Consider the following 26,855-nt stretch of genomic DNA (forward strand, 5'->3'; position numbering starts at 1 on the left):
CCCGGCACCGCGGGTGGGCCTAGTTGTCGTACGTGTAGAACCTGGTGTGGTCGATCAGGTCGGCCGGGGTCATGGTGTGCCACGGCCCGAGCGGGGTGTGGAGGTTCGGCACGTCCTGGGTCGGAACCACCGGCAGGTAGTGCGGGACGTCGGGGTGACGCTCCTGCCACAGGGCCCAGCACCGGTCGATCATGCAGTGGTTGAGGAAGAAGACCGGGTCGTTCGGCGAGCCGATGTACATCATGTGGCCGCCGGTCCACACATGGGCGGCGCCGTGCAGCTTGCCGACCGAGGGCTCCCAGGCGAACTTGGTGTAGCCCTCCAGGTGGTTGCGGAAGCTCTCGTACGGAGGCACGCCGCCCGAGGTGTGGTTCCACGGCGGGCAGTCGTACACCGGGAGGTCGAGGGTCTCCTCCAGCTCCTTGGGCGTCGGCAGGTTCGGGGTGAGCGTGCCGAAGTCCCTGACCAGGTAGTCCCGGTCGTCGTGCGTGTAGTGGCCGTTGAGGGCGGGGTGCTCCGGTCCCTCCGGGATCACGCTGATGTTCAGCTTCCAGCCGTTGTCCCGCGCGAAGGGGCCGGTCATCACGCGGCGGTCGCCCTCCCGCCCGTTCCCGCCCATGAAGTTCTCGGCCCACAGCGGCGAGTCCGCGCCGTGGTCGGTGGACCAGTCCCAGTACGGGAGCGTGACCCGCCGGTCGACCTTCTGGAGCTCCTGTTCGAACCGCAGCAGGTACTGGCGGTGCCAGGGGAGGAAGCCCGGGTTGACGTGCCCGAGGCGCGTGCCGGTCTCCTTGTCCAGGTAGTCCGTGGAGTTGACCTTGATGTGGAGCGCGACGAAGCGGTCGTAGATGCCGCGCCTCTTGATCTCCAGGACCGCGTGGACGAAACGTCTCTTCTCCTCGGCCGTCATGTCGAGGTGGTTCTTGCGTACGTGCACCATGGCGAGCTGCCCTCGTTCCGTTCTTCCGTGGCCGAGTCGGTCAGACGTGTGTGACGTGGGTGCCGTGGGAGCTCGGCAGCAGGGCCGCGCCGCGCAGCTCCTCGACGGCACGGCGGGCGGCCTCCAGCGGGCTGGGGGCCATCGCGTAGTGGCACATGGAGCTGAGATAGGCGTCGTCCGCGAACTTCATGAGGTGCAGCGGCTGATCGTCTATGTACACGCCTCCGCCGGCCGCGGCCGTGGCCACGCGTATGGTGCGGCCCTGGTAGCGCTCGGTGTGCTCCTGGTCGGCCGCGCCGGCCGCGTCCGCGGCCCGGTCCGGCTCCTCGCCGGAGGCGCCGGCGGCGCCGGTCACGAACGGCACGCTCGCCGCGGCGGCGACGAACGCCGCGCCCGCGGTGACCATGACCATCTCTCGTCTGTTCAAGGACATGGGGGTCTCCCTCTCTGGCACGGGCGGTCCGGGACGACGGCTGTCACCGCCGTACGACCAGCCCCTTGGGTTCGAGCAGGAACTGGGTGTAGTTGTCGTCGTGCGGGATGCCGGGGACGGCCGTCCAGGGCAGGACGTGACCCCGGGTCACCTTGCGCACGCTCGGCTCCCGCACGGCGGCGTCCACCAGCTCCTCGCGCTCGGTGAGCAGGTTGAGGACGAGCGAGTCGCGCAGCGGCGCGATGCCGTCGGCCTCCGTCCAGGGGGCCACCACCACGAAGGGGAAGGGCAGTTCGGTGCCCACGGCCGGGTGGTCGGCGCGGTCGGCGGAGAGCACCACCGGCCTCGGCAGGAACGATCCGTCCGGCAGTTCCACCACGGTGTCGGCCCGGTCCGCCCGGGCGCTGTGGTCGGTGAGCCCGGCGCGCAGGCGCGCGACCTGGTCCCGCAGGTGCGCGGCCCGGTCGCGGTTCACCACGAGCAGGGTGGCCTCGCTGTCCGTGGCGGGGATCGAGGGCAGCCGGGCGAGCCTCGCCGCGAGCCGGTCGGCGAGGTCCGCCACCGGTCCCGTGGTCAGGACGGCCGACAGGTTGGTGCAGCGCGTGCCGCCGTCGAAGGAGGCGGAGAGCGCCAGGTGGTCGATCAGGGCGTCGTCCACGTCCTGGTCGACGAACGCCTTGGTACGGCCGGGGCCGCGCACCGCCACGGACTCCCTCTGGTGCCAGGTGGCGACCGCCTGGTCACCGCCGTAGATGATGCCGCGGTCCGCCTCCCGGAGCAGGAACTCGCCGACCTCGCGGGAGCAGGGCAGGAAGGCCGTCCTGTCGGCCGGCAGCCCGGCGACCAGCAGGGCCGCGAGCAGCCGGGCCGGGGTGAAGGGGTCCCGGCTGCCCGGCTTGACCAGGACGCTGTACCCGTGGAACAGGGCCTGCACCCAGGAGACGTTCGGTACGGGGTGGTTGCTGGCCATCACCGCGGCGAAGACCCTCCCCCGCGGTACCCACCGGGTGTCGAAGCCGGTGCCGAAGGCCGTGCCCGGGAGCTCGGCGGCGGTGGTGCGGGGCAGCTCCTCGATCTCCTCGACCAGATCGCGTACGGCCTGGTCGACCGCCGCCGCCGTGAGACCGGTGGCGTGGCAGACCCGGCGTACGTACTCCTCCGGGGACTCGCCGTCGAGGGTCGCGGTGGCGAACAGGCGGGCCGCTTCGGCGAAGAGCGCGGCGTCCGGGGCCCTGCCGTCCGCGTGGGACCGGATCTCGTTCAGCGCCGCGAGGGCCAGCAGCCGGGGGGCCAGGCCGATGTCGGCGAGCTCGCCGCCCAGGACGCTGGGCAGGGCGACCCGGTCCGCGCTGGCCGTCCGCCGGCCGCGGACGGAGGGGTCGAGGGTGAGCGACGCGGCGGTGGCGGTGCCCATCAGTAGACCCCCTCGATCACGGTCACGTCGTCGAGGGTGCGGTAGGTCTGGACGTCGGCGAGGCCGTCGACGGGCGAGCCCTTCCTGGGCTCGACGCGTATCGCGGTGTCGCGCTCCAGGATGTTGGGCAGGAACATCTCCTCGGTGACGAGGTGCAGCCGGACGCGTCCCCGCTCGCCGTACGGCACGAGCTCACCGCTCTCGTCCACCAGTTCGAGCCGGGTGGTGTCGGGGAAGGGCTCGAAGACGCAGGGGTGGAGGTCACCGGGCTCCGCCCTGCGCTGCGGGGCGACGCCCATCAGGCTGTTGCCGTAGACGCCGACCACGGCGGCGCGGGGGAAGAACACCTCGGCGAGCTGGCGCCGGCTCTCCGCGCTGATGGAGGTACCGGCCCAGATGATCGCCTGCACCTTCGTGCGCACCAGCTCGTACAGGCGCGGGCGGGCGCAGATCGCCTCCAGGAGGGGCGGGGTGGTGTTGAGCACGGCGACGCTCTGGGACTCCAGGATCGTCTCGGCCTGGTCCAGCAGGTGCTGGACGTACGCGTCGGACTCCTCCGGCCGGCCGGCCGCCAGCAGGCGCTTCACCCAGCGCGGGTCGAGGTCGACGGTGTAGAAGATGCCGCCGCCGAGCGCGGCGTAGCGGGCCGTGTCGAAGCCGATCACGTGCGGGCCGCCGGGGCCGAGGTGGAGCCAGTTGCCGTTCGCGGGGACGCCGCTCTCGATGAGGCGCTCACGCCCCCACGCGATCACGCGGGAGCGGTTGTCCCAGTCGATGATCCGCTTGGGGGACCCGGTCGTGCCTCCGGAGTCGTAGACCCGGAAGGGCTTGTCGGCCAGCCCCTTGGGGATCAGGTCCTGGGCCGGGACGGTCCGCAGTTCGGCGCTGACGTCCGGGAAACGGGTCAGGTCCGCCAGGCTCCGCACCTCGGTGAGCGGGTCGAACCCGAGGGCCGCCCGCTTGTCCAGCCAGAACGGGGAACCCGTGCTCTCGTGGAAGTGCCACGCCATCGACCTGCGTATGTGGGCGTTGAATTCGGAATCGCTGATATCCGTCATGACTGCCTTCTGCTCTCCTGACGACGAGGCGACGGCGGGTACGCGGTCCATCGTGTGGGAGGGCGTCTATCGCCCCCGTATCGCCGGAGTCTCCTCGGCGTACTCCGCGACCCGCCGTGCCCGCCGGCACCTGGTTCCGCCGCCGGACGGGCCCTACGCCCGGCGCTTGAGGGTGAACGCGATCAGCGCGGCGACGAGCGGGAAGACCGCGATGACGCCGAGGGCGGTGCTGAGCGACATGGACTTGGCCAGGGCTCCGGCGAGCGCGCTGCCGACGCCTCCGCCGACGAAGAAGGTGAGGTTGAGCAGACCCATCGCGCCACCGCGCCGGGCCGGCTCGATGTGCGCCGACATCAGGGCGGTGGTGAAGACCTGGGTCACGGAGAAGGCCGCGAAGCCGACGGAGGCGCCGAGGATCAGGAGGAGGACGCCGGGCCCGGCCAGGGCGCAGGCGAGCGCCACGGCGAAGGTGAGGGAGACCACGGCCAGGAGCGAGTGGCCGTTGTCGCCGGCGGTGAGCTTGCCCGCCAGGCGGGAGAGGACCGCGCCGACGACCGCGCCGGGGAGCAGCCAGACGCCGACCGACAGCACGCTCCAGTCGTGCTCGCGGACGAGGAGCTGGGGGACGGCGTACATGGCGGCGAACAGTCCGCCGTACACCCCGATCCCGACGATCGCCGCCCGGACGAAGACACCGTCCTTGACCAGCGCCTTGGGGACGAAGGAGGTCTCCGCCGTACGGATCCGCCAGACGAGGCCGGCCACCGAGAGCACGAGGACGGCGGCGGTCGCGGTGACGACCGTGCCGCTGAGGGCGAGCGCGGAGGACTGGATCAGGATGAGGAACGACATCGCGGTCACGGTGAGCAGTCCGGCGCCCGGCAGGTCCATGGACCTGCCGGAGCCCTTCCGCGCCGGGGCGGCGGCCAGGCAGAGCGGGACGACGAGCAGCGAGAGCGCGGGCAGGACCAGCGCGATCCGCCAGGTCACCCACTCGGTGAAGACGCCGCCGGCGAGGGTCGCGCTGGCGGAGAAGATCGCCATCGTCGCGCCGAATCCGGCGAAGACCTGGGGCCGTTGCTCCGGCGGGGCCGAGGCGGTGAGCGCCATGGCGCAGGCCGCCATGGCGCCCGATCCGGCGGCCTGGACGAAGCGGCCGACGACCAGCACGCCGAGGTTGGGGGCGACGAGGCAGACGGCGGCCCCGACGACCAGGGCGAGCGAGCCGAGCAGCAGCGCGGCGCGCAGTCCCCGGGTGTCGGCGAGGCGTCCGAAGAACGCGGTGCCGACGCCGAGAGCGAGGGCGTGGGCGGTGAGGACCCACGCGGTCGCCGCCGGGGAGGAGTGCAGGGAGGAGGCGACGTCGGGCAGGGCGACGCCCGCGGCGGTGACGCCGAAGACGACGGGGCCGAAGAGGGCTCCGTAGCGCAGTCCCGCCGAGCGGGCGCTGAGGGCGGGCCGGGCGGGGCCGGCGGGCGCGGCGGGCGGGGTGCCGCCGGCCGCGGCGGGTGGGGTCTGCTGGGTGGTCACGAGAACTCCGTTTCCTGACACGAGGAGACAGGGAAGATTTGACGCGTCCCTGTCAATCTCGATTCCATGTCCTGGGCTGCGGCGGCCGCCCCGGTCGGGAGCCCTCGGCTCCACGGCTCCGGGGCGGCGGCCTTCGTCACGCGAGCGGGGCGATGTTGTGGTTGAGGCGGAAGAGGTTCCGCGGGTCGTACAGGGCCTTCACCCGGGTCAGCCGGGCCAGGATCTCCGGCTCGAAGCACTCGGCCGCCGCGTCGGCGGTGTCGGCGCCCGCGAGGAAGTTGAGGTACCGGCGGCCGTTCCCCCACGCCTCCATCGGCCCCAGCACCCGGTCGGGCGAGCCGGGCGGGGAGAGGGTGGACAGCGTGTACGCGCCGTCCCTGACGCCGACCGCGTTGGGCACCTCGGCCGGACGGGACAGGGCGCCGCCCAGGTGGCGGACCTCGACCATCAGGTCGCCGCACTCCGAGCCGGGCCCCGCCACACGGAGCAGCTCCTCCATCGCCTCGGAGCTCAACTCCCGCAGGACGATGTTGCGTTCGTGGTACGGGAGGGGGTGCACCGGGTCCTGGTGGATCTCCGCCACCTCGGTGTACGGCATCTCCCCCACCCCGTCGACGATCGGCGTCCCGGCCGCGCGCAGCGTCCCGACGAGGCGCTCGCCCGCCTCGGCCGTACCGGTGAAGGCGATCCGCACGTGCGCGGCGAGCCGCCCGCGCAGGAACTCCGGGACGTCGGGCACGTCCGGGAGCCGGAGCAGCGCCACGGAGGAGGTCATCTCCTCCGGCACGTGGGCCGTCCACTGACGCCAGGCGTGGAACACCTGGCCCGCCTGCTCCCCCGGGAAGTAGAGCCCGCCGCCGTACAGCCGCCGTACCGGCATCAGCTGGAACCACAGGCCCGTGACGACACCGAAGTTCCCCTTGCCGCCGCGCAGCGCCCAGAACAGGTCGGCGTGCTGGTCACGGGTGACCCTCCGGACCTTCCCGTCCGCCGTGACGACCTCGACGCAGGTGACGTGATCGGCCGCGAAGCCGTACTGCCGTCCGAGCGGGCCGAGCCCGCCGCCGAGCGTGTAGCCGACGACTCCGACCAGCGGGGACGAGCCGTTGAGCGGCGCCAGGCCGTAGCGCGCGGCGCTCGCGATCACCTGGTGCCACTGGGCGCCGGCCTCGACATAGGCGGTACGGGTGACCGGGTCGACCGACACCGCGGTCATCCGGCGCGTGCTGACCAGCACCCCGCCCCGCGCGGGGGCCGCGATGCCGTGGCCCGTGGCCTGGACCGCCACCGGCAGTCCGCTCTCCGCGGCGAAGGACACCGCGGCGGCCACGTCTCCCGAGTCCAGCGCCGCGACGATCACGTCGGGCCGGTGCTCCGCGATCCGGTTGAACCCCGGGAGCTCCTGCTCGTATCCGGGGTAGTCGGGGGTGTACACCTCCCCCTTCAGCCGCGAGAGAAGCCGGTCCATGGCCGCCTCCGTGGTCGCGGGGCGCCCCAACTGCTCGGTCACGATCCGGTCCTTCCTCTGCTGCCCGATGCGCGTTCCACCAGCGCGATGGCGATGAGCAGAAGTGTTCTCGGCCGGGACCGCCCGTCCCATCCCCTACTTAGGGGGGACGCGCCCGCCGCCTCCCCTTCGGTTCGGGATACGGAACGGGGCGGACCGCGGGAATCATGGGTGGCGGAGGTCGGATCCCGCCCCCGCCCTCTCCCGCCGCAGCTCGGCGAGTTCCCGCTCCAGCAGCGCGATGCGGTCCTGGGCCGACGGGGTGGTCACCATCGCGCCGGGGAACGCCTCGGGTGCCGACGCCGGCGCCGGCAGCCCGCTGTACGGGCCGCTCCTGCCCGCGTTCAGGATCATGCGTTCCGTCCGCCGCACCTCCAGACCGGGTTCGAGCCCCAGTTCCCTGGACAGCCTCCGGCGCGTCTCCTGGTACAGCGCCAGCGCCTCCGCGCTGCGCCCCGAGCGGTGCAGGGCCACCATCAACTGGGCGCACAGACGCTCCTGGTACGGGTTCTCCCGGACGTGGAGGGTGAGTTCACCGACGACCTGACGGTGCCGGCCCAGGGCCAGCTCCAGCCGGAAACGGTCCTCGATCGCGGCGAGCCGGTCCTCGTGGATCTTGAGGGTGGCGGTGTCGAGGAGTTCGCTGCCGAGACCGGCCCCCATCTGCCCGTGCCACAGGTCCAGGGCCTCCTCCAGCCGCGCCACCGCGCGCTCCGGCTCCCCCGCCCGTTCCTCCGCGCGCGCCTCCCCGAGGAAATCCTCGAAGGAGGCGAGGTCCAGGGCCGTCCTCGGCATCCGTATCAGATATCCCGAAGGGTGCGTCTCGATGGACACACCGACATGGGCCGCGGAAAGGATTCTCCGCAGCCCCGATATGCAGATCCGTAACTGGCCACGGACCGTGGCCGGTGGTGAGTCGCTCCATATCGCCTCGATGAGCCTCTCGGCGCCGACCACCCGGTTCGCTTCGAGCAGCAGCATGGTCAGCAGGATGCGCTGCCGGTTGCCGCCGAGCCGGACCGGCCCGTTCGTTCCGTGGACGCGAAGGGGGCCGAGAACTGAGAAATGGTGGTGCACAGTCATGAAGAACGCCTTCTTGAGAGTGGACGTCGTGCGCTACCGAAGGTCACCAGCTGGGCAGGAACTTGAAGCCCCAGCTCTCATTGAGCTGGAGCCGTTCGCTCACCTCCCGACCCAGGCGCCCCATTCCCTCGAGGACAGCGGCGTTCTCCAGCCCTCCGGCGTCGAAGGCGCGCATCCCCGAGCGGTCCGCCAGTTCCACGACGGCGACCTTGGCGTACTCGTCGTCGGACGCCACGAACACGTCCACCGCGACGCCGCTCCCGCAGCCGCTCCGCAGCACCCCCGCGTCCGAGGTCGTGAACGCCTTGACCCACCGCACGTCCGGCGCGGCCCGCGCGAGCTGGAGCATCCCGCCGCCCGGCGGGTCCGACCGGTCGGGAACGGTCATGTCGACGACCGCCTTGCCGTCGAACGCGCGGGACCGGCTCAGGACCAGCTCCAGAGCCTCGGGAAAGCGGACGGCGAGGATGATGACCTCCGAGCGCAGCGCCGCGGCCAGCGTGCTCGCGAAGACCACTCCCGGAGCGTCCCTCCCCGCCGCGGTCGCCACTCTCCTGGCCCGTACGGTGCTCCGGTCGGCGAGGAGCACCACCGCGCCGGCCAGCGCGGAGCGACGGGCGATCGCGTGCCCCATCGATCCCGCTCCGATGATCCCTATCCGCATGCTCCGCATGTTCGCGGGCATCGGCGGCCTTTCCCATCCCGCATTCAAGGGGGACCCGGTGGACCCGGCATCCCCCCCGGATGAGGGGTTGGAAGGGGCGGAGGCGTCTGGGAGAGTCGACAAGTGACCAGTACGACGCACTCCCGCATCGCCATCGGCCGGGCAGAGCTGCTCTCCCGGTCCGCCAGAGCCACGGACGCCCTCGGCATGTTCGCCGAGGCATCCGCCCACCTGCGGCGTCTCATGCCGTACGACGCGGCCGTCTGGCGCGTCACCGATCCGGTGACCGGCATGATGACCGCACCGATCCGCGCGGAGAACCTCGACGAGGGCGGCTGCGCGGTCTACTGGGAATCCGAACTCTTCACGGAGAACGTGAACCTGTTCCGCGACCTGGCCCGCGCCTCCGTCCCCGTCGCGGGGCTCCACGAGACCACGGGCGCCCTGCCCGCCCGCAGCACCCTCTACCAGTCCTTCATGAAGCCGCGCGGCCTCCATGACGAGCTGCGCGCCGTGCTGCGGATCGGCGACCGCCCGCAGGGGCACATCAGCCTCTTCCGGGCCAAGGGGCGCCCGGCCTTCGGCGCCGCCGAGACCAAGCTGATCTCCTCGCTGCTCGCCCCGCTCGCCAAGCAGCTCCGCTCGTTCGCGGAACCCGCGCCGCAGGAGCTGGCGGACTCCCCGCACGGCCCCGGGCTGCTGCTGTTCAGCGCGGAGGGGCACCTGATGTCGGCGAACGACGACGCCCTCGGGTATCTCGACAGCCTGCCCCACGGGCCGGCGATCCCCACGCCCCAGGGCATCCGCGTCCCCGCCTGGGTGCTGGCGACCGCGATGAAGGCGCGCGCGGTGGCGCAGGAGCGGGACCGCGGCCAGGCCCGCGCGAGGGTCAGGACCCGGACCGGTCACTGGCTGGTGTGCCACGCCTCGTGCCTGCGCGAGGCGGACGGCCGGCTGGGCGCCTCCGCCGTGGTGCTCGAACCGGCGAAGTCCTCGGAGATCGTCCCGCTCATCGTGGACGCGTACGAGCTCACCGACCGCGAGACCGAGGTGACCCAGTGCATCGCGCGCGGACTGCCCACCGGGGAGATCGCCGCGCAATTGCACCTGTCCCCGCACACGGTCCGCGACCACATCAAGGCGGTCTTCGAGAAAGTCGGCGTCTCCAGCCGGGGCGAGCTGGTCGGCAAATTGTTCACCGAGTACTACTCGCCCCTCGCCGAGAAAGGCATGGTCCGGGTGCACACGGGATGAACCCGTGATGGCCGCCAGCGACATCGATTCCACCCCCTGATCAGACGCGGCTGATCCGATTGAAGGCGATGCCGACCTGGGTGGGATTACCCCTCGCGATCGAACGACTTCATTTCGGCTTACACGCGGAGTGCCCCGCTTCACCCGAATGGATCACCCCGGGAAACGACACCCAGGTCAGTGGCGTGGCTCTCCCCGGCCGGGCGCCGCCGGGGCCGCCCTTTTCCACTCCTCGGAACCGGAAGAATGGCGGAGGATCGATCAGCGGGAATTCGCCAGTAGCGGAGAGTCGGCCACGACCGCCCGCCCGATACGCCGGGAGCCGGGCCCCCGTGTGGGGGACCCGGCTCCTGTGCGCGCGGTCGTGCGCTCTCTCGTGCGCTCGCTCGTGCGCTCGGTCGGCGGTGGGCCTCAGCCCTCTTCGCCGCCCTCGGCCTTCTCCTCCGGGGAGGCCAGGCCGAACTGCTCGACGATCCACTTGTCGAACTCGATCGAGGCGCGGACCCAGCTCACCGTGGAGGACACGAAGTGCTCCAGGGCGACGCCGGTGCCGATCAGCATCTGCGCCTCACCGATGAGGCGGAGGGTGGCGGAGCCGTCCTCCTCCTCGTGCAGGTGGGTGTAGACCTTGGGCCACAGGGTGCGGCGGTTCCAGTCGTCGATCGCGTCGAGGACCTTGGCACGGTCGTCGGCCGAGTGCGGACGGTCGTAGAACGTACGCACCGAGAACACCTGCTGCTCGTTCTCGCCGCGGAACATGAAGTACGTGCGGAATTCCTCCCACGGCGCCGCGAGGTCACCCTCGTCGTCGACGACGTACTTCAGCTCCATCTGCTCCAGGAGCTGCTTCACGAGGTCCTGGTCGGGGACGACGGGGCCCGCCGGTCCTCCCTGGGGCTGGGGCTGTCCCCCGAAATTCGGAATCGAGGACGGGTCGATGCTCACCGTGTATTTCCCTTCGTACGGATGTTGCCATCCTCCCCCATCCCGGCCGGTCCATGGCAAGCCCCGCCGGGGCAGATCCGCTGCGGGCTGACACGAACCGCGCCCACGGGGGACGCGCTCACCGCGCCGCGCCCACGATCAGGCCGTCCTCGAACCGGTCCACGCGGACGGTGTCGCCGTCGCGGACCTCGCCCGCCAGGATCTCCCGGGCGAGCCGGTCGCCGATGGCCGTCTGGATGAGGCGGCGCAGCGGCCGGGCGCCGTACGCCGGGTCGTTGCCCTCCTCGGCCAGCCACTCCAGGGCCGCCGGGGTGACCTCCAGGGTGAGGCGGCGGTCGGCGAGCCGCTTGGCGAGCCGGTCGATCTGGAGGCGCGCGATGCGGCCCAGCTCGGCGCGGTCGAGCGCGGAGAAGACGACGAGGTCGTCGAGGCGGTTCAGGAACTCGGGCTTGAAGCTGGCCCGGACGACCTCCAGGACCCGCTGGTTCTTCTCCTCGTCGCCGGTCAGCGGGTCGACGAGGTACTGGCTGCCGAGGTTCGAGGTGAGGATCAGGATGGTGTTGCGGAAGTCCACCGTCCGGCCCTGCCCGTCGGTGAGCCGGCCGTCGTCGAGGACCTGGAGCAGGATGTCGAAGACCTCCGGGTGCGCCTTCTCCACCTCGTCGAGCAGCACGACGCTGTACGGACGCCGGCGCACCGCCTCGGTGAGCTGGCCGCCTTCCTCGTAGCCGACGTAGCCGGGGGGCGCGCCGACGAGCCGGGCGACGGAGTGCTTCTCGCCGTACTCCGACATGTCGATGCGGACCATGGCCCGCTCGTCGTCGAAGAGGAAGTCGGCGAGGGCCTTCGCCAGCTCGGTCTTGCCGACGCCGGTGGGGCCGAGGAAGAGGAAGGAGCCGGTGGGGCGGTCGGGGTCGGCGATCCCGGCGCGGGTGCGGCGCACGGCGTCGGAGACGGCCCGGACGGCCTCGGACTGGCCGATGAGCCGGCGGCCCAGCTCGTCCTCCATGCGGAGCAGCTTCTGCGTCTCGCCCTCCAGGAGGCGGCCGGCGGGGATGCCGGTCCAGGCGCCGACGACGTCGGCGATGTCGTCGGGGCCGACCTCCTCCTTGACCATGGTGTCCTTCTGGACCTCGCGCTCGGCCTCGGTGGCCTCGGCCAGCTCGCGCTCCAGGGTCGGGATCTCGCCGTAGAGCAGCTTGGAGGCGGTGTCGAAGTCGCCGTCGCGCTGGGCGCGCTCGGCGCGGCCGCGGGTCTCGTCGAGCCGTTCCTTCAGCTCGCCGACCCGGTTGAGGGACTGCTTCTCCTTCTCCCAGCGGGCGGTGAGGCCGCGCAGCTCCTCCTCGCGGTCGGCGAGGTCGCGGCGGAGCTTCTCCAGGCGCTGCACGCTGGCCGGGTCGGTCTCCTTGGCGAGGGCCAGCTCCTCCATGCGGAGCCGGTCGACGGAGCGCTGGAGCTCGTCGATCTCGACCGGGGAGGAGTCGATCTCCATGCGGAGCCGGGAGGCGGCCTCGTCGACGAGGTCGATGGCCTTGTCGGGGAGGAAGCGGGAGGTGATGTACCGGTCGGAGAGGGTCGCGGCGGCCACCAGGGCGGAGTCGTTGATCTGCACCTTGTGGTGGGCCTCGTACCGGCCCTTGAGGCCGCGGAGGATGGCGACGGTGTCCTCGACGGACGGCTCGGCGACGAGGACCTGCTGGAAGCGGCGTTCCAGGGCGGGGTCCTTCTCGATGCGCTCGCGGTACTCGTCGAGGGTGGTGGCGCCGACCATGCGGAGCTCGCCGCGGGCCAGCATGGGCTTGAGCATGTTGCCGGCGTCCATGGCGGAGTCGCCGCCCGCGCCCGCGCCGACGACGGTGTGCAGCTCGTCGATGAAGGTGATGATCTGGCCGTCGCTCTCCTTGATCTCGGAGAGGACGGTCTTCAGCCGCTCCTCGAACTCGCCGCGGTACTTGGCGCCGGCGACCATCGCTCCGAGGTCCAGGGAGACCAGCCGCTTGTTCCGCAGCGACTCGGGGACGTCGCCCTTCACGATCCGCTGGGCGAGGCCCTCGACGACGGCGGTCTTGCCGACGCCGGGCTCGCCGATGAGGACGGGGTTGTTCTTGGTGCGGCGGGACAGCACCTGCACGACGCGCCGGATCTCGTGGTCGCGGCCGATGACCGGGTCGAGCTTGCCCTCGCGGGCGGCGGCGGTGAAGTCCGTACCGAACTTCTCCAGGGCCTTGTACGAGCCCTCCGGGTCGGCGGTGGTCACGCGGCGGCCTCCTCTGGCCTTCTCGAAGGCGTCCTGGAGCCGGCGGGCGGTCGCGCCCTGCTGGTCGAGGAGCCGGCCGGCCTGCCCGCCCTGGGCGGCGAGGCCGATGAGCAGGTGCTCCGTGGACAGGAACTCGTCGCCGAGCCTCTTCGCGCGCTCGGCGGCGTCGGCGATGACGGCGAGCAGCTCGCGGTTGGGCTGCGGCGGCGCGACGGTCGAGCCGGTCACGCTGGGCAGGGCGGCGAGCAGCCGCTCCGCGCCGGCGCGGACGACGGCCTGGTCGGCCTCGACGGCGGCGAGCAGGTCGACGATGTTCTCGTTGTCCTGACCCGCCAGCAGCGCGAGAAGAAGATGGGCCGGGGTCAGATCGGCGTGCCCCTGGGACACGGCGCGGCTGCTCGCCGCGTTCAGCGCGTCCCGGCTCCTGTTGGTCAGTTCGGCGTCCACGTGCGGGGTCTCCTCCTGGGTGTGGTCCTCTGGGTCCTCGTCTGTTCTGACTCAGACAGCGTACATAAAGTTGAGTCTATTCCGCTCAAGGTATCGGAGGGGGGCGCGGCGGAGGTAGTTTCCGGGCATGGCGACTGACCCGCGGAACCCCACGGACTCGTATCTCGGCTTCTGGCGCGAGTACCACATGTGCACCCTGACCACCCCGCGCCCGGACGGCACCCCGCACGTGGTGGCCGTCGGCGTCACGTACGACCCCGGGAACGGGCTGGCGCGGGTCATCACCAACAAGCACAGCCGGAAGGTCGCGAACGTGCTCGCGGCCGGCGTGGAGGGCGCGCGGGTCGCGGTCTGCCAGGTCGACAAGGGGCGCTGGGCCACCCTGGAGGGCGTCGCCCGCGTCCGCACCGAGGCGGACACCGTCGCCGACGCGGTGGCCCGCTACGCGGACCGCTACGGCCGCACCCCGACGCCCAACCCCGACCGCGTCGTCATCGAGATCACCCTCACCCGGGCGATGGGCCGCGCGTAACCACCCCGGAAAAGCACAACGGCGCCATCGCGTTTCAGGTCCGCGATGGCGCCGTTGTGTGGGGGAAGCACCTGAGCGATCTACAACGACGGGGGAATCGCTCAGGCACTGCGGGGGGTGGCGGAGAGGGTCTCGGGCTCGAAGCGCGCCTCGACCGGCTGGTGGTCGCGCTGATCCAAGTTGACGAAGATCATGCCGTACCGGATGGCACAGCGAACGGGCTGTGGGGCGCCGCGCGGGCGGCGGAGGCAGCGATAGGCTCGAATGTCCTCATCGTCTCCACGGACGACCACGATCGGCTCGCCGAAGAGGGTGACCTTCAACGACTCGCCACGGCGCGGCACCGCGGTGACGAGGTCGATGAAGTGCCACCCGGACCGGTAAGCACTCGCCATCTCACGGCGGAAACGAGGGTCTTCGGGAACCGTCATGCCCTCACGGACCCCCATCCAGGGTCGGCCGCCGGCGCCGCGCCCCATCCGGGATCGGCGACCGCCGCCTGCCGCAGACCCCAACCCGGGTCCGCCAGGACGACCTTCGGCTGCGAACCCCACCCCGGGTCCTGGGTCACCGAGACCGCGCCCACAGCTGCAGCAGCCACCAGCGCGACACCGACTACGGTGCGTATGAGCTTCTTGGACATGACCGAGCAACCTCACTCGAAGGTGTGTAACTACCTGCTCCCCCGCAAGTCACGACGATCGCTCACTCCTCCCGTTTCCACCACTCGCCCAATGCATCATGTTCCTGTAATGCAAGAGCCTGGGGGTGTACGTATGCGAATAGAACCTACTAAAAAGGTGCATTCTCACACGCACGCAGACCTGTGCGAACCGGGCACTCGGCTCTACTCGGAAGCCCTCCGAGAAGGCCGGGTCGCCCGTTCCGAGATCTCGTCCGCTCCCTGCCTCATGGAGCTGGACCTGCTGCGCCCGGATCCCGACGACGCCGAATGGCTCCGCCCCGTCGCCCCGGCGGCCGCCCTCGCCCGGCTCCTCGACCCGCTGGAGAAGGAGATCCAGGAGCGCCGGCGGCTGACCCTCACCCTCGCCGACACCTTCGAACCCTTCATGGCCCTCGGCACCCGCGACCCCTCGATGACCCACGCCATCACCGTCCTCGAGGGGATGGAGCGGATCAACGACAGCCTGGACCGCGCCGTGGCCGAATGCTCCTCGGAGCTGCTCACCGTACAGCCCGGCAAGGGCCGCAGCGCCCACACCTTCGGTGAAGCCCTGCGCCGGGTACGGCCGTTGCTCGGCCGCGGCATCAAGATGCGCACGCTCTACCAGCACACCGCGCGCCACCAGCCCATCACCCTGGCGTACTTGGAGCGCATCGGCCCCGAGGTCGAGGTCCGGACCCTTGAGGAGATCATCGACCGGCTCATCATCGTCGACCGCAAGGTCGCCTTCGTCCCGGCCAGCCGCGACCGCACCATCGCCCTCGAACTCCGCCACCAGGGGCTCGTGGAGTACCTCGGCGGGGTCTTCGACCAGTTCTGGCTCCAGGCCACACCGCTGGACGCGCCCGTCACCTACCAGCCGCACCTCAGCGGCATCAGCGGCGTCCAGCGCTCCATAGCCCGCCTCCTCGTCGAAGGCCACGTCGACGAGGCCATCGCGCGCCGGCTCGGGATGAACGTGCGGACCTGTCGGGCGCACATCGCGAAGTTGGCGGCCACGCTGGGGAGTGGGAGCCGGGCGCAGCTCGGGTACCTGATCGCCCGGTCCGGCATTCTCGAACGGGGCGAATGACCATCGTGCACACACCATCTGACACGCCCTCCGACGCGCCTACGGTGCTCATCGCGCTCGACGGACCCGCCGGCACCCTCCGGGTCTCCGGGGACGGGCTGCCCGTCGTGGAGCTCGTACGGGCCCCGGGGACGCCCGCCGACGCCCACACGCCCATCGGCACGCGCAAGGGCGCTCTGCTGACCCTCACCGTCGACGGCGCGCCCGCCGTGATCCGGCCGTCCCGGGGGCGGCTGCTGCGGCGCTCGTACCGGGTGGACGTCCGCACCGGCGGCCTCCGCTACCGGCTCGTGCCCTGCTCGTACGGGGAGAGCCGGCTCAGCCGCGACGGGAAGGCGCTCGGCCTGCTGAGCTCCAGCGGCGACGGGCGGGTGATCGACGAGTGGGAGGCGGACACCGACCCCACCCCGCTCGACCTCGCCCTCGGCACCGCCCTCGCCGCCGCGTTCGGCACCGGCGCCGCGCCCTGGTGGGAGACCCTCGGCGACATCGTCGGCGAACTCATCGCGCCCTGAGCACGGGGGACACGCGAGAGGGCCCCTTCCCGGTCGGGAAGGGGCCCTCTCGGGTGTTCTCGCGCGGGGCTACTCGCCGCCGCGCTTCGGCGCCGGACGCCAGACCACCAGCGCGCTCGCCTGCTGCACGTCGGTGTACGGCACCAGATCGCGCCGGTACGAGGCATGCACCTGCGCCTCCCGCTGCCGCATCGCCGCCGCCGCGCCCTCGACCGCCGACGAGAGCTCGGCGACCCGCGCCTGGAGCGCCGCGACCTGGTTCTCCAGCTCGATGATGCGCTTGATGCCGGCCAGGTTGATGCCCTCGTCCTGCGACAACTGCTGCACCTGACGGAGCAGTTCGATGTCGCGGGCCGAGTAGCGGCGGCCCCGCCCGGCCGTGCGGTCCGGGGAGACCAGGCCCAGGCGGTCGTACTGGCGCAGGGTCTGCGGATGCAGTCCCGACAGCTGTGCCGCCACCGAGATGACGTACACCGGGGTCTCGTCGGTCAGTTCGTACGGATTGCGTCGGCGCCCGTCCACCGCGTCACGCTCCCTTCGCCGCCTCGAACAGCTCCGCCCTGGGGTCCGTCGAGACGGTCGCCTCGCGGTAGGTCTCCAGGGCCTCGCGGGCCTTGTCGTCCAGCTCCTTCGGCACCGCGACCTCCACCGTCACCAGCAGGTCGCCGCGGGTGCCGTCCTTGCGGACCGCGCCCTTGCCGCGGGCGCGCATGGTCCGGCCGTTCGGCGTGCCCGCGGGCAGCTTGAGCGTGACCGCGGGGCCGCCGAGGGTCGGGACCTTGATCTCGCCGCCGAGCGCCGCCTCCGTGAAGGAGACCGGCACGGTCACGGTGAGGTTGTCGTCCTTGCGCCCGAAGACCGGGTGGGAGTCGACGTGCACGACGACGAACAGGTCGCCGTGCGGCCCGCCGCGCTCGCCCGGGGCGCCCTTGCCGCGCAGCCGGATCTTCTGCCCGTCGGAGACGCCCGCCGGGATCCGGACCTGCATGGTCCGCGAGGACTTGGCCCGGCCGGAGCCCTTGCAGACCTCGCAGGGGTGCTCGGCGATCAGGCCGCGGCCCTTGCAGTCCACGCACGGGTCGGTCAGCGAGAAGGACCCGCTGCCGCCGCGCGAGACCTGGCCGGTGCCGACGCAGGTCGGGCACACCCGGGGGGTGCCGTTCTTGTCGCCGGTGCCCGAACAGGCCGTGCAGGGCTGCTGGCTGGACATCCGCAGGGGCACGGTCGCGCCCTCGATGGCCTCGGTGAAGCTGAGCGTCACCTCGGACTCGATGTCCTGGCCGCGCCGGGGCTGGGTGCGGGCACCCGCGCCGCCGCCGCGGTTGAACAGGCCGCCGAAGACGTCCCCGATGCCTCCGCCGCCGCCGAAGCCGCCCGCGCCGCCCTGGGCGCCGCCTCCGAAGAGGTCGCCCAGGTCGAAGTTGAACGAGCCGCCGCCCCCGGGCCCGCCGGCTCTGAAGCCGCCGTTCCCGAAGAGCGCGCGCGCCTCGTCGTACTCCTTGCGCTTCTTGGGGTCACCGAGGACGTCGTTCGCCTCGGAGATCTCCTTGAAGCGCTCCTCGGCCTTGGTGTCGCCCTTGTTGGCGTCCGGATGGTTCTCGCGGGCGAGCTTCCGGTACGCCTTCTTGATCTCGGCCTCGGTGGCGTCCTTGGGGACGCCGAGGACCTTGTAGTAGTCCTTCTCGACGAAGTCCTTCGTGCTCATCGACGTCCCTCCTCCCGCGTACGGGTACGGCTTCTTACTCGCTGTCCTTGTCGGACGGGGCCGACTTGTCAGACTTGCCAGACTTGTCGGACGTGTTGGAGTCCTCCGACTCCTCGGCCTTCGCCGCTCCGCCGGGCTGGGCGCCCGGCTGGGGCTCGGCGACGGCCACGCGGGCGGGCCGGATGGTCCGCTCGCCGATCCGGTACCCCGGCTGGAGGATCGCGACGCAGGTCGTCTCGGTGACGTCCGGCGCGTACGAGTGCATCAGGGCCTCGTGGATCGTCGGGTCGAAGGGCTCGCCCTCCTTGCCGAACTGCTGGAGCCCCATCTTGGCGACGACGGTCTCCAGCGACTCGGCGACCGACTTGAAGCCGCCCACGAGCTCGCCGTGGTCCCGGGCCCGGCCGACGTCGTCGAGGACGGGGAGCAGGTCGGACAGGAGGCTCGCGACGGCGATCTCCTTGACCGTGACCCGGTCCCGCTCGACCCGGCGCCGGTAGTTCTGGTACTCGGCCTGGAGCCGCTGGAGGTCCGCGGTGCGCTCGGTGAGCGCGGCGCGGGCCTGGTCCAGGGCGGCGGTGAGGCCGGCGTCGGCCTCCTGCGTGCTGTTCGCGTCCCCGGCCGGGGCCGCCGTGTCCTCGGTGGACTCGGCGGCCTCGGCGGCGTCGCCGGAGGGGACGTCGGGCTTCTCCTCGAAGCCCGGGGTCTCCTCGCTCACGCCTGGCCGTCCTTCTTGGGCTCGTCGTCGACGATCTCGGCGTCGACCACGTCGTCGTCGGCCTTGGCCTCACCGGCGGGCGCGCCGGCCTGGGCGGCCTGGGCGTCGGCGTAGAGGGCCTGGCCGAGCTTCTGGGAGACGGCCGCGACCTTCTCGGTGGCCGTGCGGATCTCGGCGGTGTCCTCGCCCTTGAGCTTCTCCTTCAGCTCGGCGAGAGCGGCCTCGACCTCGGACTTCACATCGCCCGGGACCTTGTCCTCGTTGTCCTTGAGGAACTTCTCGGTCTGGTAGACGAGCTGCTCGCCCTGGTTGCGGGACTCGGCGGCCTCGCGGCGGCGGTGGTCCTCGTCCGCGTACTGCTCGGCCTCCTGGCGCATCCGGTCGACCTCGTCCTTCGGCAGCGAGGAGCCGCCGGTGACGGTCATCTTCTGCTCCTTGCCCGTGCCCAGGTCCTTCGCGGTCACGTGCATGATGCCGTTGGCGTCGATGTCGAAGGCGACCTCGATCTGCGGGACGCCGCGCGGGGCCGGCGGGAGGCCGGTCAGCTCGAACATGCCGAGCTTCTTGTTGTACGCCGCGATCTCGCGCTCGCCCTGGTAGACCTGGATCTGCACGGACGGCTGGTTGTCCTCGGCCGTCGTGAAGATCTCGGACCGCTTGGTCGGGATCGTGGTGTTGCGCTCGATGAGCTTGGTCATGATGCCGCCCTTGGTCTCGATGCCGAGGGACAGCGGGGTCACGTCGAGGAGCAGGACGTCCTTGACCTCACCCTTGAGGACACCGGCCTGGAGGACGGCGCCGATGGCGACGACCTCGTCCGGGTTGACGCCCTTGTTGGCGTCCTGACCGCCGGTCAGCTCCTTGACGAGCTCGGCGACGGCCGGCATGCGGGTCGAACCACCGACGAGGACGACGTGGTCGATCTCGGAGAGGTTGATGCCCGCGTCCTTGATGACGTTGTGGAACGGCACCTTGCAGCGGTCGAGCAGGTCGGACGTGAGCTGCTGGAACTGGGCGCGCGTGAGCTTCTCGTCCAGGTGCAGCGGGCCCTCGGCGGAGGCCGTGATGTACGGCAGGTTGATCGACGTCTCGGTCGAGGACGACAGCTCGATCTTCGCCTTCTCCGCGGCCTCGCGGAGACGCTGGAGAGCCATCTTGTCCAGGGACAGGTCGACGCCGTGCCCGTTCTTGAACTGGGTCACCAGGTAGTCGACGACGCGCTGGTCCCAGTCGTCGCCACCGAGGTGGTTGTCACCGTTGGTGGCCTTCACCTCGACGACGCCGTCGCCGATCTCCAGGAGGGACACGTCGAAGGTGCCGCCACCGAGGTCGAAGACGAGGATCGTCTGGTCGTCCTTGTCGAGGCCGTACGCCAGGGCGGCGGCGGTCGGCTCGTTGACGATGCGCAGGACGTTGAGGCCCGCGATCTCGCCGGCCTCCTTGGTCGCCTGGCGCTCGGAGTCGTTGAAGTACGCCGGGACGGTGATGACCGCGTCGACGACCTTCTCGCCCAGGTACGCCTCGGCGTCGCGCTTCAGCTTCTGGAGGATGAAGGCGCTCATCTGCTGCGGGTTGAAGGACTTGCCGTCGATGTCGATCTTCCAGTCGGTGCCCATGTGGCGCTTGACCGACCGGATGGTCCTGTCGACGTTGGTGACGGCCTGGCGCTTGGCCACCTCGCCGACGAGCACCTCGCCGTTCTTCGCGAAGGCGACGACGGACGGCGTGGTCCTGGCGCCCTCCGCGTTCGTGATGACGGTGGGCTCGCCGCCTTCCAGAACGCTGACGACGGAGTTAGTCGTGCCCAGGTCGATGCCGACCGCACGTGCCATTTCGATTCCTCCAGCTGACTGACTTGAGTGGAACTGACTCAAGGATGCATGACGGAACGCGGGGCGTCAACAGACTTGAGTCGAGTGGACTCAACTCTTCGCTGGTCCGTTCGCTCAAAGAGACGCAGAGCGCGCGTCGATGCCTGACGCGCGGCGCGAAAGATGGCAGAGTCCTGATGCCCTTTGCCGGGCAAAGCAGGCATATCCCACGAACATCCCATGATCTCAGCCGAAGGGGTCCGGGGCATGACGGCGAACCAACCGAGCGTCGACCTCACGCGCGGCACCGACCTCCAGCGCGGCACCGACCTCCAGCGCGTCACCGGCCCCACACGCGGCTTCGACCCCCACCGCGGCGCCGACCCCACGCGCGGCACCGGCCCCGCGCGCGGCTTCGACCTCAAGCGCGGCTTCGACCTGCTGGCGGGCGCGGCGCTGCTGCTGCTCCTCTCCCCCCTCTTCGGCGCGTCCGCCCTCCTGCTCTCCCTCGCCCAGGAGGGCCCCGCCCTGCGCCGCCGCACGGTGGCGGGGCTGCGCGGCCGCACCTTCACGATGCTGACCTTCCGCACGCGGAGCCCGCTCGCCGCGCTGCCGCTGCTGCTGCACGTCGTCCGGGGCCAGATGTCGCTCGTCGGACCGTGCCCTCTCTCCCCCACCCACCGGGAGTGCACGGGCGAGGCGCGGCGCCGGCTGACCGTCCGCCCGGGGCTGACCGGGCCGTGGCAGATCAGCGACCGCTCCGACCTGCCCTGGGAGGAGCGCGAGCTGCTGGACCTCCACTATGTGGACCACCACTGGCTCGGCATGGATCTGGCCGTTCTGGCGCGTACGCTTCCAGCAGTCCGCCGACGTCGTCTCCGTCGCGCCTCCGCCCGCGCGGCAAGGCTTGCCTGAGCGACACAGATCACCGCGAGGGCCGCTACAAGTGGGGCGCTCCGACCGGTAATCTCAGCACGGACTAATTAAGTTACCGCTTAGTAGGCTCAGGGCGAGGGTGAGGCGAGCACAGGCCGCGCCAGCCGCGCCCCAGGCCCGCCCGAGGAGCCCGTCATGCAACTCGCCGCGATCATCGTGTCGCTGACGCTGACCGTGGTCGGCGTTGCCCTGCTCGCTCGCGCCATCGGCCAGTTCGTCTCGTACTTCAAGCTCGGCCAGCCGGTCCCGGCCGGGACCCGTACCGACAACCCCTACCAGCGCAGCGTCACGCTGGTCCGGGAGTTCCTGGGCCACACCCGGATGAACCGCTGGGGCATCGTCGGCTTCGCGCACTGGTTCGTCGCGATCGGCTTCCTGACCCTGCCGCCGACCATCGTCACGGCGTACGGCCAGCTCTTCCAGGCCGACTGGACGCTGCCGGTCATCGGCGGCTTCGTGCCGTACGAGATGTACATCGAGTTCATCGGCTCGATGACCATCCTCGGCATCGCCACCCTGATGGTCATCCGGCTGCTGAACCTGCCGTCGCGCCCCGGCCGCAAGTCCCGCTTCGCCGGCTCCAAGGCCGGCCAGGCGTACTTCGTCGAGTGGGTCATCCTCACCATCGGCCTGGCGATCTACGTGCTCCGCGGCCTGGAGGGCGCACTGCACCACGTCGAGCACTACGAGGCCGCGTACTTCGCCTCGTACCCGCTCGTCCTGCTCTTCAAGGGCATGTCGGTCGCGACGCTTCAGACGCTCGTCTACTTCTTCGCCATGATCAAGCTGAGCACCACCATGATCTGGATGATCACGGTGTCGCTCAACACCAACATGGGCGTCGCCTGGCACCGCTTCCTCGGCTTCCCGAACATCTGGTTCAAGCGCAACGCCACCGGCGAGACCGCCCTCGGCGCGCTCCAGCCGATGACTACCGGCGGCAAGCCGATCGACTTCGAGGACCCGGGCGAGGACGACGTCTACGGCGTCTCCCAGGTCGAGCAGTTCTCCTGGAAGGGCCTCCTCGACTTCTCCACCTGCACCGAGTGCGGCCGCTGCCAGTCGCAGTGCCCCGCCTGGAACACCGGCAAGCCCCTCTCCCCCAAGCTCCTCATCATGTCGCTGCGCGACCACGCGCACGCCAAGGCGCCGTACCTGCTCGCGGGCGGCGGCAAGGACATGGAGGGCAACGAGAAGGCGTCCGAGGAGCAGCTCAAGGACGTCCCCGCGTCCGCTCTGGCGGAGGCCGAGCGCCCGCTGATCGGCACCGCCGAGGAGAACGGCGTCATCGACCCGGACGTCCTGTGGTCCTGCACCACCTGCGGCGCCTGCGTCGAGCAGTGCCCGGTCGACATCGAGCACATCGACCACATCGTCGACATGCGCCGCTACCAGGTGATGATCGAGTCCGCCTTCCCGTCGGAGGCCGGCACGATGCTGAAGAACCTGGAGAAGAAGGGCAACCCCTGGGGTCTGGCCAAGAAGCAGCGCGTCGAGTGGACCAAGGAGGTCGACTTCGAGGTCCCGATCGTCGGCAAGGACATCGAGGACCTCTCCGAGGTCGACTACCTCTACTGGGTCGGCTGCGCCGGCGCCCTGGAGGACCGCGCCAAGAAGACCACCAAGGCGTTCGCGGAGCTGCTGCACATCGCGGGCGTCAAGTTCGCGATCATGGGCGGCGACGAGAAGTGCACGGGTGACTCCCCGCGCCGCCTGGGCAACGAGCCGCTGTTCCAGCAGCTCGGCCAGGAGAACGTCGCGATGCTGAACATGGCGTTCGGCGAGGACGACGAGGACGAGTCGACGAAGAAGCCGAAGTCGGCGAAGAAGATCGTCTCGACCTGCCCGCACTGCTTCAACACCATCGCCAACGAGTACCCGCAGCTCGGCGGCGAGTACGAGGTCATCCACCACACGCAGCTGCTCCAGCACCTCATCGACGAGGGCAAGCTGATCCCGGTGACCCCGGTCGACGGCCTCATCACCTACCACGACCCGTGCTACCTGGGCCGCCACAACAAGGTCTACACGCCCCCGCGCGAGATCATGTCGGCCGTCCCCGGCCTGCGCCAGCAGGAGATGCACCGCCACAAGGAGCGCGGCTTCTGCTGCGGCGCCGGCGGCGCGCGGATGTGGATGGAGGAGCGGATCGGCAAGCGCATCAACACCGAGCGCGTCGACGAGGCCCTGTCCCTCAACCCGGACATCGTCTCGACCGCCTGCCCGTTCTGCCTCGTCATGCTCACGGACTCCGTGAACGGCAAGAAGAACGAGGGCAAGGCGAAGGAGAGCCTCCAGGTCGTCGACGTGGCCCAGCTGCTGCTGGACTCCGTGAAGACCCCGGTGGACCCGGAGCCGGAGGAGACGGCGGACCAGCCGGAGCCGGTCGCGTAACCGCCTGTCGTACGTGAGGAAGGGCCGCCCCGCGGAGAGCGGGACGGCCCTTCGTCATACCCGAGGGGCTTCGCTGAGACGATATGTCTGCTTTGTAGCGGCGACCGCGCGGCCGTCCGGCGCCCCTGTGACCCCCTAGGGGATGTCACAGCTCGGCACCGAAGGAGCGGGGGTGCGGCGGAAACGGGTACGTTCAATGACGTGGCTGGATTCAGGAACGGACGCGGCCGGGACAACCGCCCCCCGCAGCAACAGCATCGACCGCAGCAGGCGCCGTACGGGTACGACGCGCCCCCGCAGGCGTACCCGCAGCAGCAGTGGCGGCAACAGCCGCCGCAGCAGCAGTACGGCGAGCCGGAGTACTTCGGCGACCCGCACGCGCAGCACCAGCACGCGACGACGGCGAACAACCCGGGCCACACCCAGATGTTCAGCGTCGACGACCCCTACGCCCAGCAGGGCGGCTACCAGGCGCCCCCGGCCCCCGTCGGCCCCCGCCTCGGCTGGAAGGCCCTGCTGAGCGGCATCGTGCTGCGCCCGGCGGACACCTTCCTCCGGATGCGCGACCACGCGGTCTGGGGCCCGGCGCTGGTCGTCACCTTCCTCTACGGCCTGCTGGCGATCTTCGGCTTCGACCAGGCCCGCGAGGAGGTGCTGAACGCGACGCTGTCCAGCACGATCCCGTACGTCCTGATGACGGGCGTCGGCTTCGTCCTCGGCGGCCTGATCCTGGGCGCGGTCACCCACACCCTGGCCCGCCAGCTGGGCGGCGACGGCGCCTGGCAGCCCACGGTCGGCCTCTCCATGCTGATCATGTCCCTCACGGACGCCCCCCGCCTCCTCTTCGCCCTCTTCCTGGGCGGCGAGAACGGCCTGGTCCAGGTCATCGGCTGGCTCACCTGGCTCGCCGCCGGCGCCCTCTTCACCCTCATGATCAGCCGCTCCCACGACCTCCCCTGGCCCAAGGCCCTCGGCGCCTCCGCCATCCAGCTGGCAGCCCTCCTGAGCCTGATCAAGCTGGGCACGCTGTAGGACGGAGCACGACAGACGCCAAAAAGGAGCCCCGGAAGGGGGCTCCTTTCGCGTCTGCGAGGGGGCGGCTCAGGCGTCGAGGACCTGGCCCTCGCGCTTGACGACGGGGGGCTCGACCGACCAGGGGAAGTTGATCCACTCGTCGGTCTTCTTCCACACGTACTCGCACTTCACGAGGGAGTGGGACTTCTCGTAGATGACGGCGGAGCGGACCTCGGCGACGTGGTCGACGCAGAAGTCGTGGACGAGCTTGAGGGTCTTGCCGGTGTCGGCGACGTCGTCGGTGATCAGGACCTTCTTGTCGGAGAAGTCGATCGCGTCCGGGACGGGCGCCAGCATGACCGGCATCTCCAGCGTGGTCCCCACGCCGGTGTAGAACTCCACGTTCACGAGGTGGATGTTCTTGCAGTCCAGGGCGTAGGCCAGACCGCCGGCGACGAAGACGCCGCCGCGGGCGATGGAGAGGACGATGTCGGGCTCGTAACCGTCGTCGGCGATGGTCTGCGCCAGCTCGCGGACGGCGCGGCCGAAGCCCTCGTACGTCAGGTTCTCGCGTACTTCACTCATGTCCGGCTACCGCCTCACACCTGGGTCCGATGGAAGTTCATGAAGGAGCGGGAGGCCGTCGGGCCCCGCTGGCCCTGGTACCGGGAGCCGTACCGCTCGCTGCCGTACGGGAACTCGGCGGGCGAGCTCAGCCGGAACATGCACAGCTGCCCGATCTTCATCCCCGGCCACAGCTTGATGGGGAGCGTCGCGAGGTTCGACAGCTCCAGCGTCACGTGCCCCGAGAACCCGGGGTCGATGAAGCCGGCGGTGGAGTGCGTGACGAGCCCGAGCCGCCCGAGGGAGCTCTTGCCCTCCAGGCGGGACGCGATGTCGTCCGGCAGGCTGATGACCTCGTAGGTCGAGGCGAGCACGAACTCGCCCGGGTGCAGGATGAACGCCTCGTCGCCCTCCGGCTCCACCTCGCGCGTCAGATCGAGCTGCTCGATCGCGGGGTCGATGTGGGGGTACCGGTGGTTCTCGAACACCCGGAAGAAGCGGTCGAGCCGCACGTCGATGCTCGAGGGCTGCACCATGGATTCGTCGTACGGGTCGATGCGCACCCGCCCGGCATCGATCTCGGCCCGGATGTCCTTGTCTGAGAGAAGCACGCCCCCACGATACGCAGAGGGCGCGGACCTCCCCAATCGGGACCGGTCCACGCCCCACCCACCTGCCCAGGTCAGCGCTGCTGAGCCTCCACCGGCACCGCGTGCCTCAACCGCGCACACCGCGGACACCGGATGAGCCGCCCGGGCCCGATCCGCCCGGCACCGAGCTGCTGAAGCGGAAACGAGGCGGTACTGAACACGTGCCCTTCGGCACAGCGGACGACGGTGCGCTCCACGGAACCCATCAAGTCCCTTCCCCTACACACATGCTGGACGAGACAGCCACATTAGGGGATCAACGGGACACCCTCCACGCGGCACTCCGACTCACACAGGAGAGGCGAACTACGCCACCAGTGGCGCATGGGGTACAGTGTGCAACGATGCGACCGGCTCATCCGGCCGCAACGCGGATGTAGTTTAATGGTAGAACATGAGCTTCCCAAGCTTATAGCGCGGGTTCGATTCCCGTCATCCGCTCTTGAGCGAAGCCCCAGGTCAGGGACCTGGGGCTTCGTCGTTGTCTAGACCTCTCGGGGCCCGCGTGCCATTCGCGTGCCATGCGAGTCCGCCGGCCTCGGCGCCGAGCCGAGCGGTCCAGTGTGTCCGGGAGGTCATCGTGACGGCCCTGCGGCGCGTGCCGTCAGTCACCCATCGTCAACGAGACACGCCACGTCCTCACTTCGGGTCGAGATCGGCATCTCTCTCTCGTCGGTTCAGGCCCTTACGCGGCATGGGCCCCACCCGCACCAGGCCGTCTTCTCCA

Annotated in this window: 24 protein-coding genes and 1 tRNA gene; 8 read left to right on the forward strand and 17 right to left on the reverse strand. The window is 70.7% G+C overall.

Annotated elements, in window-relative coordinates:
- Nucleotides 1–19 precede the first annotated feature (19 nt).
- From griF to ACFXMG_RS22770, 8 genes are all read right to left on the reverse strand, one after another.
- Complete coding sequence (gene griF / locus ACFXMG_RS22735) at nucleotides 20–940, reverse strand: grixazone synthase (protein ID WP_383815959.1); 921 nt, start codon at nucleotides 938–940, stop codon at nucleotides 20–22.
- 40 nt (nucleotides 941–980) lie between these two features.
- Nucleotides 981–1,373, reverse strand: a complete 393-nt coding sequence (locus ACFXMG_RS22740) for a tyrosinase family oxidase copper chaperone (RefSeq protein ID WP_383815956.1) — start codon at nucleotides 1,371–1,373, stop codon at nucleotides 981–983.
- A gap of 43 nt (nucleotides 1,374–1,416) precedes the next feature.
- Nucleotides 1,417–2,787, reverse strand: a complete 1,371-nt coding sequence (locus ACFXMG_RS22745) for an aldehyde dehydrogenase family protein (RefSeq protein WP_383815953.1) — start codon at nucleotides 2,785–2,787, stop codon at nucleotides 1,417–1,419.
- Complete coding sequence (locus ACFXMG_RS22750) at nucleotides 2,787–3,845, reverse strand: phenazine biosynthesis protein (RefSeq protein WP_383815950.1); 1,059 nt, start codon at nucleotides 3,843–3,845, stop codon at nucleotides 2,787–2,789. The genes ACFXMG_RS22745 and ACFXMG_RS22750 overlap by 1 nt, the downstream gene beginning before the upstream one ends.
- Before the next feature lie 153 nt (nucleotides 3,846–3,998).
- A complete protein-coding gene (locus tag ACFXMG_RS22755) occupies nucleotides 3,999–5,375 on the reverse strand; it encodes an MFS transporter (protein WP_383815947.1) in 1,377 nt (458 codons plus the stop codon).
- A 136-nt stretch (nucleotides 5,376–5,511) separates the two neighbouring features.
- Complete coding sequence (locus ACFXMG_RS22760; RefSeq protein ID WP_383815944.1) at nucleotides 5,512–6,885, reverse strand: FAD-binding oxidoreductase; 1,374 nt, start codon at nucleotides 6,883–6,885, stop codon at nucleotides 5,512–5,514.
- Nucleotides 6,886–7,047: 162 nt separating this feature from the next.
- Entirely contained in the window at nucleotides 7,048–7,965 is a 918-nt protein-coding gene (locus tag ACFXMG_RS22765) for a BTAD domain-containing putative transcriptional regulator (protein WP_383815941.1), read from the reverse strand.
- A 43-nt stretch (nucleotides 7,966–8,008) separates the two neighbouring features.
- Entirely contained in the window at nucleotides 8,009–8,650 is a 642-nt protein-coding gene (locus ACFXMG_RS22770; RefSeq protein WP_384119778.1) for an NADPH-dependent F420 reductase, read from the reverse strand.
- A gap of 102 nt (nucleotides 8,651–8,752) precedes the next feature.
- Between ACFXMG_RS22770 and ACFXMG_RS22775 the strand changes: the two genes are divergently transcribed.
- On the forward strand, nucleotides 8,753–9,883 hold the full coding sequence (locus ACFXMG_RS22775; protein WP_383815935.1) for a LuxR C-terminal-related transcriptional regulator: 1,131 nt from the start codon (nucleotides 8,753–8,755) through the stop codon (nucleotides 9,881–9,883).
- A 411-nt stretch (nucleotides 9,884–10,294) separates the two neighbouring features.
- On the opposite strand, the gene ACFXMG_RS22780 is transcribed toward ACFXMG_RS22775, so the two are convergent.
- Nucleotides 10,295–10,828 carry a YbjN domain-containing protein gene (locus ACFXMG_RS22780; protein WP_383815932.1) on the reverse strand — a complete coding sequence of 178 codons (534 nt, stop codon included), beginning with the start codon at nucleotides 10,826–10,828 and terminating at the stop codon, nucleotides 10,295–10,297.
- A 118-nt stretch (nucleotides 10,829–10,946) separates the two neighbouring features.
- Nucleotides 10,947–13,532, reverse strand: a complete 2,586-nt coding sequence (gene clpB, locus ACFXMG_RS22785) for an ATP-dependent chaperone ClpB (RefSeq protein ID WP_383815930.1) — start codon at nucleotides 13,530–13,532, stop codon at nucleotides 10,947–10,949.
- A gap of 127 nt (nucleotides 13,533–13,659) precedes the next feature.
- On the opposite strand from clpB, the gene ACFXMG_RS22790 reads away from it, so the two are divergent.
- Nucleotides 13,660–14,064, forward strand: a complete 405-nt coding sequence (locus ACFXMG_RS22790; RefSeq protein ID WP_383815928.1) for a pyridoxamine 5'-phosphate oxidase family protein — start codon at nucleotides 13,660–13,662, stop codon at nucleotides 14,062–14,064.
- A gap of 101 nt (nucleotides 14,065–14,165) precedes the next feature.
- On the opposite strand, the gene ACFXMG_RS22795 is transcribed toward ACFXMG_RS22790, so the two are convergent.
- Complete coding sequence (locus tag ACFXMG_RS22795) at nucleotides 14,166–14,495, reverse strand: (2Fe-2S)-binding protein (protein WP_383815926.1); 330 nt, start codon at nucleotides 14,493–14,495, stop codon at nucleotides 14,166–14,168.
- A gap of 345 nt (nucleotides 14,496–14,840) precedes the next feature.
- On the opposite strand from ACFXMG_RS22795, the gene ACFXMG_RS22800 reads away from it, so the two are divergent.
- Both ACFXMG_RS22800 and ACFXMG_RS22805 read left to right on the forward strand, forming a co-directional pair.
- Nucleotides 14,841–15,821 (forward strand): helix-turn-helix transcriptional regulator, encoded by a 981-nt coding sequence (locus ACFXMG_RS22800; RefSeq protein ID WP_383815923.1) that lies wholly within the window; start codon nucleotides 14,841–14,843, stop codon nucleotides 15,819–15,821.
- The gene (locus ACFXMG_RS22805) at nucleotides 15,818–16,336 is read left to right on the forward strand and encodes a hypothetical protein (RefSeq protein WP_383815920.1); all 519 of its coding nucleotides are present in this window, start codon (nucleotides 15,818–15,820) and stop codon (nucleotides 16,334–16,336) included. Before ACFXMG_RS22800 ends, ACFXMG_RS22805 begins: the two co-directional genes overlap by 4 nt.
- 69 nt (nucleotides 16,337–16,405) lie before the next feature.
- Here the strand turns inward: ACFXMG_RS22805 and ACFXMG_RS22810 are convergent, their stop codons facing one another.
- From ACFXMG_RS22810 to dnaK, 4 genes are read right to left on the reverse strand one after another with little or no spacing between them, the layout of a single operon-like run.
- Nucleotides 16,406–16,858, reverse strand: a complete 453-nt coding sequence (locus ACFXMG_RS22810; protein ID WP_383815918.1) for a heat shock protein transcriptional repressor HspR — start codon at nucleotides 16,856–16,858, stop codon at nucleotides 16,406–16,408.
- A 4-nt stretch (nucleotides 16,859–16,862) separates the two neighbouring features.
- Nucleotides 16,863–18,041, reverse strand: a complete 1,179-nt coding sequence (gene dnaJ, locus ACFXMG_RS22815) for a molecular chaperone DnaJ (RefSeq protein ID WP_383815916.1) — start codon at nucleotides 18,039–18,041, stop codon at nucleotides 16,863–16,865.
- A 34-nt stretch (nucleotides 18,042–18,075) separates the two neighbouring features.
- The gene (grpE, locus tag ACFXMG_RS22820) at nucleotides 18,076–18,759 is read right to left on the reverse strand and encodes a nucleotide exchange factor GrpE (RefSeq protein WP_383815913.1); all 684 of its coding nucleotides are present in this window, start codon (nucleotides 18,757–18,759) and stop codon (nucleotides 18,076–18,078) included.
- Nucleotides 18,756–20,591, reverse strand: a complete 1,836-nt coding sequence (gene dnaK, locus ACFXMG_RS22825; RefSeq protein ID WP_383815910.1) for a molecular chaperone DnaK — start codon at nucleotides 20,589–20,591, stop codon at nucleotides 18,756–18,758. Before dnaK ends, grpE begins: the two co-directional genes overlap by 4 nt.
- Before the next feature lie 246 nt (nucleotides 20,592–20,837).
- On the opposite strand from dnaK, the gene ACFXMG_RS22830 reads away from it, so the two are divergent.
- The 3 genes from ACFXMG_RS22830 (at nucleotide 20,838) to ACFXMG_RS22840 (ending at nucleotide 24,932) form a co-directional block, all read left to right on the forward strand.
- Nucleotides 20,838–21,485 carry a sugar transferase gene (locus tag ACFXMG_RS22830; protein ID WP_383815908.1) on the forward strand — a complete coding sequence of 216 codons (648 nt, stop codon included), beginning with the start codon at nucleotides 20,838–20,840 and terminating at the stop codon, nucleotides 21,483–21,485.
- Between the two features lie 156 nt (nucleotides 21,486–21,641).
- Complete coding sequence (locus tag ACFXMG_RS22835; protein WP_383815905.1) at nucleotides 21,642–23,900, forward strand: (Fe-S)-binding protein; 2,259 nt, start codon at nucleotides 21,642–21,644, stop codon at nucleotides 23,898–23,900.
- 201 nt (nucleotides 23,901–24,101) lie between these two features.
- Nucleotides 24,102–24,932 (forward strand): Yip1 family protein, encoded by an 831-nt coding sequence (locus ACFXMG_RS22840; protein ID WP_383815902.1) that lies wholly within the window; start codon nucleotides 24,102–24,104, stop codon nucleotides 24,930–24,932.
- A 69-nt stretch (nucleotides 24,933–25,001) separates the two neighbouring features.
- Here the strand turns inward: ACFXMG_RS22840 and ACFXMG_RS22845 are convergent, their stop codons facing one another.
- Nucleotides 25,002–25,499 carry a phosphoribosyltransferase gene (locus ACFXMG_RS22845; protein WP_030323619.1) on the reverse strand — a complete coding sequence of 166 codons (498 nt, stop codon included), beginning with the start codon at nucleotides 25,497–25,499 and terminating at the stop codon, nucleotides 25,002–25,004.
- Nucleotides 25,500–25,513: 14 nt separating this feature from the next.
- Nucleotides 25,514–26,089 carry a dCTP deaminase gene (gene dcd, locus ACFXMG_RS22850; protein WP_383815899.1) on the reverse strand — a complete coding sequence of 192 codons (576 nt, stop codon included), beginning with the start codon at nucleotides 26,087–26,089 and terminating at the stop codon, nucleotides 25,514–25,516.
- 409 nt (nucleotides 26,090–26,498) lie between these two features.
- Here dcd and ACFXMG_RS22855 point away from each other — a divergent pair.
- Nucleotides 26,499–26,569, forward strand: a tRNA-Gly gene (locus tag ACFXMG_RS22855).
- The last annotated feature ends 286 nt before the right edge of the window (nucleotides 26,570–26,855 follow it).

This window comes from Streptomyces sp. NPDC059201 (assembly GCF_042754585.1).
Taxonomy (GTDB): domain Bacteria; phylum Actinomycetota; class Actinomycetes; order Streptomycetales; family Streptomycetaceae; genus Streptomyces.